Origin of the sequence: Corallococcus sp. CA041A, from assembly GCF_003612075.1 — a bacterium.
GTDB lineage: Bacteria > Myxococcota > Myxococcia > Myxococcales > Myxococcaceae > Corallococcus > Corallococcus exiguus.
On record NZ_RAWF01000659.1, the window covers coordinates 1 to 441 of the forward strand.

Below are 441 nucleotides of genomic sequence, written 5' to 3' on the forward strand. Positions count from 1 at the left end.
CTCTATATCAAAGCAGCAGAAGTATTCAACCATCAGCTTTCGCAGGAATCGGTAGAATACTTTCACAAGGCTTCGTCAGTGGATCCGGACAACCCCGTATGGGCTAATGGATTAGCAGTCTGTTACTGGGAAACTGCGCTCGATCAATCTGAGCATTTTCTGAAACAGGCACTCGCTGCAAAACGAGCGACTGCGCAATCGATAGCTTGGACTCAAAGTAAGCTAGCGCAAGTTCCGCAACAACGGAGAGTTATAGCGCAACGGACAGCAGCTCAACTAGCAGCCTCCCGCAGGTCCGCAGCCTCAGGCGTTCCAAGGCAGCAGACAGGTAACTGGGAAGAACGCTTACAGCAACAATCCGAATATAACCGGGCTGTGAATTCCGGAAGCACTCCGGATGATGCGGCTAGGCAATCAGGATACAACCCTGGACTGTAAGCC

General features: G+C 51.5%; 1 protein-coding gene. It reads left to right on the forward strand.

All coding sequences use genetic code 11. The features are described from left to right. Positions 1-438, forward strand: a 438-nt coding sequence (locus tag D7V77_RS45435; protein WP_233597585.1) for a hypothetical protein, incomplete at its 5' end; no start/stop codon positions are given. Positions 439-441 lie beyond the last annotated feature (3 nt).